This is a genomic window from Mycobacterium sp., assembly GCF_025933915.1.
Taxonomy (GTDB): Bacteria; Actinomycetota; Actinomycetes; order Mycobacteriales; family Mycobacteriaceae; genus Mycobacterium.
Genome location: NZ_JAICZA010000186.1, coordinates 1 through 7,889, shown reverse-complemented (window position 1 = coordinate 7,889; position 7,889 = coordinate 1). Strand labels below are relative to the sequence as shown.

The 7,889-nt window shown below is 66.4% G+C and carries 6 protein-coding genes and 1 pseudogene; 3 read left to right on the top strand and 4 right to left on the bottom strand.

The window, feature by feature from the left end; translation table 11 throughout:
- Nucleotides 1–66 precede the first annotated feature (66 nt).
- The 4 genes from Q0W90_RS21375 to Q0W90_RS21360 all read right to left on the bottom strand — a co-directional run bounded on the left by Q0W90_RS21375 (nucleotide 67) and on the right by Q0W90_RS21360 (nucleotide 4,069).
- Entirely contained in the window at nucleotides 67–1,194 is a 1,128-nt protein-coding gene (locus Q0W90_RS21375; RefSeq protein ID WP_297776426.1) for an LLM class flavin-dependent oxidoreductase, read from the bottom strand.
- Nucleotides 1,195–1,329: 135 nt separating this feature from the next.
- Entirely contained in the window at nucleotides 1,330–2,436 is a 1,107-nt protein-coding gene (locus Q0W90_RS21370) for an inositol-3-phosphate synthase (RefSeq protein WP_297700972.1), read from the bottom strand.
- 55 nt (nucleotides 2,437–2,491) lie between these two features.
- Entirely contained in the window at nucleotides 2,492–3,034 is a 543-nt protein-coding gene (locus tag Q0W90_RS21365) for a PadR family transcriptional regulator (protein WP_297601878.1), read from the bottom strand.
- Nucleotides 3,035–3,190: 156 nt separating this feature from the next.
- Nucleotides 3,191–4,069 carry a DUF1707 domain-containing protein gene (locus tag Q0W90_RS21360; RefSeq protein WP_297601880.1) on the bottom strand — a complete coding sequence of 293 codons (879 nt, stop codon included), beginning with the start codon at nucleotides 4,067–4,069 and terminating at the stop codon, nucleotides 3,191–3,193.
- 121 nt (nucleotides 4,070–4,190) lie between these two features.
- Here Q0W90_RS21360 and Q0W90_RS21355 point away from each other — a divergent pair, with 121 nt between their 5' ends.
- The 3 genes and pseudogenes from Q0W90_RS21355 to Q0W90_RS21345 form a co-directional block, all read left to right on the top strand.
- A complete protein-coding gene (locus Q0W90_RS21355; protein WP_297601882.1) occupies nucleotides 4,191–4,625 on the top strand; it encodes a DUF5318 domain-containing protein in 435 nt (144 codons plus the stop codon).
- Nucleotides 4,622–7,243: a transglycosylase domain-containing protein gene (locus tag Q0W90_RS21350; protein WP_297776421.1), complete on the top strand. Its 2,622-nt coding sequence runs from the start codon at nucleotides 4,622–4,624 to the stop codon at nucleotides 7,241–7,243. Before Q0W90_RS21355 ends, Q0W90_RS21350 begins: the two co-directional genes overlap by 4 nt.
- A pseudogene (locus tag Q0W90_RS21345) lies at nucleotides 7,240–7,889 on the top strand (hypothetical protein); the annotation flags it as partial. The gene Q0W90_RS21350 and the pseudogene Q0W90_RS21345, both read left to right, overlap by 4 nt.

Here is a 7,889-nt window from a genome sequence, read left to right as displayed (position 1 = left end):
CGTAGTCGCGCAGCCCGGTTTCCGCCTCGGCGGCGGTGAGCATCTCCGCGGCGTCCAAAAGTGTTGTCACGTCAGGTCTCCGCAGATCCGCATGAGTTCGTCCTCGGCGGCACGGACGTTTGCCGCCGACGCCTGCGCGTATTTCAGCCCGGCCATGGCGCCGTAATCGAGGATCTTGGGTACGCGCAGCCCCGCGTCCACAAAGGTCTTGACGATCTTGGCGACCTCTTTCGGCGTCCCGTGGGGCACGACGGACAGCACCATCTCGGGTCGCACCTGGTGCAGGAACTCGACGATGCGGTCCCGGGTGAGCACCGCGGGGTCGATGTCTTGAAAGCCGCGCCAATCGTCGCCCATGGGATGCTCGAAACCGAAGTCGTGCAACGTTTTTGCGGAGACCTGCAGCAGAAACGCCTTAACCAGGGGAGCCTGCAGGATCTCGGCGAGGGCGGCGTCGTCCTCACCGATCAGGCACACCTGGATGAAGCACGGCGTGATCGCCATCGGATCGCGGCCGGCGCGGTCCGCGGATGCCCTTACCGCGGCGAGCATCTCGGCGTAGTGCCCCGGAGTCCAGGCGCCCGCCGGCCACCACCCGTCGGCGTGCCGGCCGGCGATGTCGAGCATCCGGGGGCCGCTGGCGCCGATCCAGATCTGCGGAGGTCGGCCCCCGTAGGGTTCGGTGTCCAGGCGGGCGTGGTGTAGCGAATAGAACTGGCCGTCGAAATCGACCGGGCCGTCGCTCTGCCAGAGCAGCCGGATCACCGCGAGGGCTTCCTCGAAACGACTGACGGGACGGGAGAAGTCGAAACCGTAGGGCAGGGTGTTTTCGCTCTCGCCGCTGCCCAGGCCCAGGATGAAGCGCCCCTTGGCGAGGTGATCGATCGTCAGCGCCGTCTGCGCGAGCATGGCGGGATGGCGGCGCACCGTGTCGACCACGGCGCTGACGAGCGGCACCCGCTCGGTCAGCACCGCCGCCGCGGCCGCGACCGCGAGCCCATCCAGGTGGCGATGCGGCGATGGCGAGGCGGTGGCCAGGTCGGTGAACTCGGGAGTCCAGATCGAGTCGGGCCAGAAGCTGACCATGTGATCGGGCAGCCAGATCGAGTGGTAGCGGCCGCTGTCGAGTTCGTCGAGCCGGGTTAGGTCGAGGGGGAGCGTGGTGCGGAGGAACGCCGCGGGCTGAACGGTCATCGAGAGATGATGCTAAGCACCTGCACAGCGTCGTGTCGACGAATGGCACCTAATGAGGGCCCGCGAGCGTAACGCTGTGGCGAATTCCGGCCGTGAAGATCGCCCTGCCGTTACGCTCGCGGGTCGCGAAAGGGGCTAGCCCGAGATGATGAACTCTTCGAGCTGGGTGCGCGCGATGTCGTCGGGCAGCTGCTGCGGCGGGCTCTTCATCAGATACGCCGACGCCGGGATCACCGGGCCGCCGATGCCGCGGTCCTTGGCGATCTTGGCGGCACGCACCGCGTCGATGATGACGCCCGCGGAGTTCGGTGAGTCCCAGACCTCGAGCTTGTACTCCAGGTTCAGCGGCACGTCACCGAAGGCGCGGCCCTCGAGCCGGACATAGGCCCACTTGCGGTCGTCGAGCCAGCCGACGTGGTCGGACGGGCCGATGTGCACGTCTTTGGTCTTGAACTCGCGCTGCAGGTTGGAAGTCACGGCCTGGGTCTTGGAGATCTTCTTGGACTCCAACCGCTCGCGCTCGAGCATGTTGAGGAAGTCCATGTTGCCGCCGACGTTGAGCTGCATGGTGCGGTCCAACTGCACGCCGCGGTCCTCGAACAGCTTGGCCATCACACGGTGGGTGATGGTCGCGCCTACCTGACTCTTGATGTCGTCGCCCACGATCGGCACACCGGCGTCGGCGAACTTCTTAGCCCACACCGGGTCCGAGGCGATGAACACCGGCAGGGCGTTGACGAACGCCACGCCGGCGTCGATGGCGCACTGGGCGTAGAACTTGTCGGCCTCTTCGGAACCCACCGGCAGGTAGGACACCAGCACGTCGACCTGGGCGTCCTTGAGCACCTGGACCACGTCGACGGCCTCGGCGTCGGACACCTCGATGGTGTCGGCGTAGTACTTGCCGATGCCGTCCAGTGTCGGGCCGCGCTGCACCGTCACGTTGGTGGGCGGCACGTCGGCGATCTTGATGGTGTTGTTCTCCGACGCGAAGATGGCCTCGGACAGGTCGAACCCGACCTTCTTGGCGTCCACGTCGAACGCGGCCACGAACTTCACGTCGCGCACGTGGTACTGACCGAACTTCACGTGCATCAAGCCGGGCACGGCGCTGTTCTCGTCGGCGTCGTAGTAGTACTGCACGCCCTGAACCAGCGAAGACGCGCAGTTGCCGACGCCGACAATGGCGACTCGTACCTCCGACTGCGCCTCTTCCGCCTTTGGCGGCTGATGCTCACTCATTTGGGCGTTCTCCTAACCTCTGACCTGACTGGGATGCTTGGTTCGTGCAGGGGATTTATGTTTGCTCGGAGAGGCCGGGCATAGCCCGCTCCGCGGCAATGAGCTCGTTGAGCCACTTGACTTCGCGCTCACTGGACTCGAGCCCCAATTGATGAAGCTGGCGGGTGTAGCGGTCGAACGAGTTACTGGCCCGCGCCACGGCGTCACGCAGACCCTCCCGCCGTTCCTCGACCTGACGGCGACGGCCTTCCAGAATGCGCATCCGCGCCTCTGCCGGAGTCCGGTTGAAGAACGCCAGGTGTACCCCGAAGCCGTCGTCGGTGTAGTTGTGGGGACCGGTGTCGGCCACCAGCTCACCGAAACGCCGACGGCCCTCGTCGGTCAGCTGGTAGACGCGCCGGGCCCGCCGGACAGGCGTCCCGGCCGGGGCGGCATTCTCGGCGATCAACCCTTCGGCCTGCATGCGGCGCAGGGCCGGGTAGAGCGAACCGTACGAAAACGCCCGGAACGCGCCGAGTAAACCGGTCAGCCGTTTGCGCAACTCGTAGCCGTGCATGGGCGACTCGATCAGGAGACCCAAAATGGCAAGCTCCAGCATCGATTCACCCCCTCCAAAAGGTTTTCACGGCCAGTTACGATGGTCCGACGCCTCGCGCAATCGTATCGTCTCGATATATTAGCCACAACACCACTTCGTGTTGGTTTGCAATTCGTCACAGCGCGCGGACTCGAGCTGCGCCGGCGGGACCGGCCTTTACCTGGGCAAACTCATTTGCTTGACGGTGCCGTCACCGCTGAACGCGATGTAGCCGCCGCCGTAGTCGCTGGAGACATACACCGACAGCGTGAGGGCCCCGGGCGTGGTCGGGTCTGTCGCCGGCTCGACGATCAGATACGTGGTCTTCACGTCGGACGGCTTCATGCGCAAGGTCTCGGGGGCGCCACGCATAATGCCTACGACCGCGTTGACGTCGAACTTGCTCAGGTCGACCGGGACGGGACCATCCGAGGAACTCTTGGCCGAGCTGGTCGGATCGCCCCACCCGCCGCGGTAGGTGTAGGCCAGCACCCGGCGGTCGTCGGAGGGGTCCGGGCGGTCCAACGCCGCATAGGTCGGGTAGATCACCAGCCGGTAGCCGATGGTGCTGCCGAACCGGTTGCGCATCTGCTGAAGCAGTCCGGTGAGGCCGCCGACCGAGTGCAGCTGCGTGGGCGGGGTCAGCACCACGGCGTTGACCCCGTCGGGTTTCGCTCCGGGGTCCGTGGTGAAGTCCAGCGGCGAGCGGGTGTTGCCGTAGAGGCCCCACCCGATGCCCACACCCAGCAGTACCGACACGACGAAGGCGATCGCCAGCGTGCGCCACCCACCCAGCTGCAGCGATTTGGGCCGCGAGTCGAGCGCAGGCAGTTGTCGCCCGGTGCTGCTTTGCAGGTCGTTCACCAGGTTCTGCAAATCGCCCAGCGTCACCGCCTTGGTGGCCGCGCTGACCCTTTCCCGATGCTCTTCGGCGGAGACCTCGCCGTCGCTCAGTGCGTTGTCGAGGATCGTGCAGGTGTCCTGACGGTCGGTGTCTTTGGCGCGCGTGGTCGCCGTCACCCCACCAGCCAGCGCTGTCCCGAGCCATTTCGCCACGGAGATGATCGTAGAAGTCCGGTCCCGGTTCGGCGCCGCAACCACCACCGATCACCGCGGGCGGGCCGCCACACATTTGGTTGCGTATCACTGGCCGGGATGGCGTCGTACTCTGGTGGACGTGCGACTGCAGAGACAAGTGGTGGATTACGCGCTTCGGCGGCGCTCACTGCTGGCCCAGGTGTACTCGGGCCGCACGGGTGTGTCCGAGGTATGTGACGCGAACCCTTATCTGCTGCGCGCCGCCAAGTTTCACGGGAAACCGAGCCAGGTCATGTGCCCGATCTGCCGTAAGGAGCAGCTGACGCTGGTGTCGTGGGTGTTCGGTGAACACCTGGGCCCGGTCTCGGGCTCGGCGCGTACGGCCGAAGAGTTGGTGATGCTGGCAACCCGGTTCGAGGAGTTCGCGGTCCACGTGGTGGAGGTGTGCCGCACGTGCAGCTGGAATCACCTCGTCAAGTCGTATGTGCTCGGTGCGGTGCGCCCGGCATCTCCTCCCAGGGGCACCGGGCGCTCGCGGACGGCACGCAACGGCGCCCGCACGGCCACTGAATGACCTCGAATGACGAAGGACGCCACAGCCAGTCGTCCGGTGACCAACCTGGGCCAGCGGCTGAGCAGGTGGGCAACCGCGGCAATGACGAGCGTCCGGATCCCGCGCGTCGGGATGCCGGTCCTCGGGATCCCGGACAACGGAACGCGCCGCCGGCGGCCAACCGCCGCCGCCAGGGTCCGCCTGACGATCGCCTGACCACCATCCTGCCGCCGGTCAGAGATGACCGGGCACCCCGGCGCTCCGACCCCATCGATGAAGTCAAAGCGGCGTTGGCCGGCCCCCCGTCGACGCCCTTACGGCGTGACGCACTCGACGAGGTCAAGGCCGCCTTGGACAGCCGGGGGCCGGCGTCCGACCGGCGGGAGCGCGCGAGCCTCGGAGGGCGCCCACCCGGCGGACCTCCCCCTCCGCCCGGTGGGCCCGGCGGCCGGGGGGTCGGAGGGTGGCGCGACTGGACATGGACCCAGCAGATCAACTGGCTGTGGGTACGGCGGGCGGCCTACCTGTGTGCCGCGGTGTTGGTGCTGTTGCCGATCGTCACCTTTGGCATGGCGTACTTCATCGTCGACATTCCCAAGCCGGGTGACCTTCGTACCAACCAGGTTTCGACCATCCTCGCCAGCGACGGCTCGGAGATCGCCAAAATCATTCCGCCGGAGGGCAATCGGGTCGATGTCAACCTGAATCAAGTGCCCGTCCACGTCCGCCAGGCGGTGATCGCCGCCGAGGATCGCAACTTCTATTCCAACCCCGGGTTCGACTTCAGCGGCTTCGCGCGGGCAGTGAACAACAATCTCTTCGGCAGCGGCGACCTGCAGGGTGGATCGACAATCACCCAGCAATATGTGAAAAACGCGCTGGTGGGTTCGGCGCAACACGGCATCAGCGGTCTGATGCGCAAGGCCAAGGAATTGGTCATCGCTACCAAGATGTCGGGGGAGTGGTCCAAAGACGATGTGCTGCAGGCCTATCTGAACATCATCTACTTCGGCCGAGGTGCCTACGGCATTTCGGCGGCGTCCAAGGCCTATTTCGACAAGCCCGTCGAGCAGCTCACAGTCTCGGAGGGAGCGCTGCTGGCGGCGTTGATTCGACGGCCATCCACACTGGACCCGGCCGTCGATCCCAAGGGGGCCGTGGCGCGCTGGGACTGGGTGCTCGACGGCATGGTGGAGACCAAGGCGCTGTCATCGAACGACCGTGCCGCGCAGGTCTTCCCGCAGACCGTACCGCCCGATCAGGCGCGCGCGCAGAACCAGACGACCGGGCCCAATGGGCTGATCGAGCGTCAAGTGACCAAAGAGTTGATGGAGCTGTTCAACATTGACGAGCGGACGCTGAACACCCAGGGGCTGCAGGTCACCACCACCATCGACCCCAAGGCACAGCAGGCCGCCGAAAAGGCTGTGTCGAAATACCTCGACGGCCAAGACCCCGACATGCGCACGGCGGTGGTGTCGGTCGATCCGCACGACGGCTCCATCCGCGCCTACTACGGCGGCAGCGACGCCAACGGTTTCGACTTCGCTCAGGCCGGATTGCAGACCGGGTCGTCGTTCAAGGTGTTCTGCCTGATTGCCGCGCTCGAGCAAGGGATCGGCCTGGGCTTTCAGGTGGACAGTTCGCCACTGACCGTCGACGGCATCAAGATCACGAACGTCGAGGGTGAAAGTTGCGGGACGTGCAACATCGCCCAGGCGCTCAAGCAATCATTGAACACCTCCTACTACCGGCTGATGCTCAAACTCAAGGGGGGACCGCAGGCCGTTGCCGATGCCGCGCACCGAGCCGGCATCGCGACCAGTTTCCCCGGCGTGGCCCATACGCTGTCCGAGGACGGCAAGGGTGGACCACCGAACAATGGAATTGTGTTGGGCCAGTACCAAACCCGGGTGTTCGACATGGCATCGGCGTACGCCACGCTGGCCGCCTCCGGTGTCTATCACCGGCCGCATTTCGTGCAGAAGGTGGTCAACTCCGACGGCCAGGTGCTTTTCGACGCCGCCACGTCCGAGAACAAGGGCGAGCAGCGCATCCCCAAGGCCGTTGCCGACAACGTGACCGCGGCCATGGTGCCGATCGCCAGTTATTCGCGCGGCCACGCCCTGGCCGGCGGCAGGGCATCGGCGGCCAAGACTGGCACCACGCAGCTGGGTGACACCAACTCGGACAAGGACGCCTGGATGGTCGGCTACACACCGTCGCTGTCGACGGCGGTGTGGCTGGGCACGGCCAAAGGCGACGTGCCGCTCGTAACCGCTTCGGGTTCACCGGTTTACGGATCGGGGCTGCCATCGGACATCTGGAAGTCCACCATGGACGGGGCGCTCAAGGGCACCTCCAACGAATCCTTCCCCAAGCCGACCGAGATCGGCGGCTACGCGGGTGTGCCGGCGCCGCCGCCCCCGCCGAAGGCGCCGCCGTCGGAGACCGTCATCCAGCCGACCATCGAGGTGGCGCCCGGGATCACGATCCCGGTCGGTCCGCCCACGACGATCACGCTGGCGCCACCACCTCCCGCGGGCGGCGCGCCGGCCTCGCCGGAGCCGGGCGGCGGTTTCGCACCGGGTGGTGGTGTCCCGCCGGGTGGACCCCAAGCTCCGCCTCCGCCACCGTGACCGAGGCTGCGGAACACGGCGCCACCATCGCACCGCGGCCGCTGGCCGCGGATCTGCGTAGCCTCGGCAACCGAGACTGCCCGAGCCGCACCGATTTTCTGGGCGCCGCGCTCTCGGAGGTCGTCGGGGGACCCGTCGGCCGGCACGCGCTGATCGGCCGCGCTCGTTTGATGACCCCGCTGCGGGTGATGTTCTTGATCGGCCTGGTCTTCCTGGCGCTCGGCTGGTCGACCAAAGCGGCCTGCCTGCAAAGCACCGGCACCGGCACCGGCGATCAGCGCGTGGCCAATTGGGACAACCAGCGCGCCTACTACGAGTTGTGCTACTCCGACACGGTGCCGCTCTACGGCGCGGAGTTGTTGAGTCAGGGCAAGTTTCCCTACAAGTCGAGCTGGATCGAGACCGACTCCACCGGCGCCCAGCAGGTCCGCTACGACGGCCGGCCCGCGGTGCGGTACATGGAGTATCCGGTGCTGACGGGGATATATCAGTACGTGTCGATGGCGCTGGCCAAGACCTACACCGCGGTGAGCAAGCTCGCCCCGCTTCCAGTGGTCGCCGAGGTCGTGATGTTCTTCAATGTTTCGGCGTTCGGCTTGGCGCTGGCCTGGCTGGCCACCGTCTGGGCGTCCGCGGGTCTGGCCGG

What these genes read in the sequence shown, in the direction of transcription:
- Q0W90_RS21350 (WP_297776421.1), top strand. Translation starts at nt 4,622, where the DNA reads ATGACCTCGAATGACGAAGGACGCCACAGCCAGTCGTCCGGTGACCAA.
- Q0W90_RS21370 (WP_297700972.1), bottom strand. Translation starts at nt 2,436, where the DNA reads ATGAGTGAGCATCAGCCGCCAAAGGCGGAAGAGGCGCAGTCGGAGGTA.
- Q0W90_RS21365 (WP_297601878.1), bottom strand. Translation starts at nt 3,034, where the DNA reads ATGCTGGAGCTTGCCATTTTGGGTCTCCTGATCGAGTCGCCCATGCAC.
- Q0W90_RS21375 (WP_297776426.1), bottom strand. Translation starts at nt 1,194, where the DNA reads ATGACCGTTCAGCCCGCGGCGTTCCTCCGCACCACGCTCCCCCTCGAC.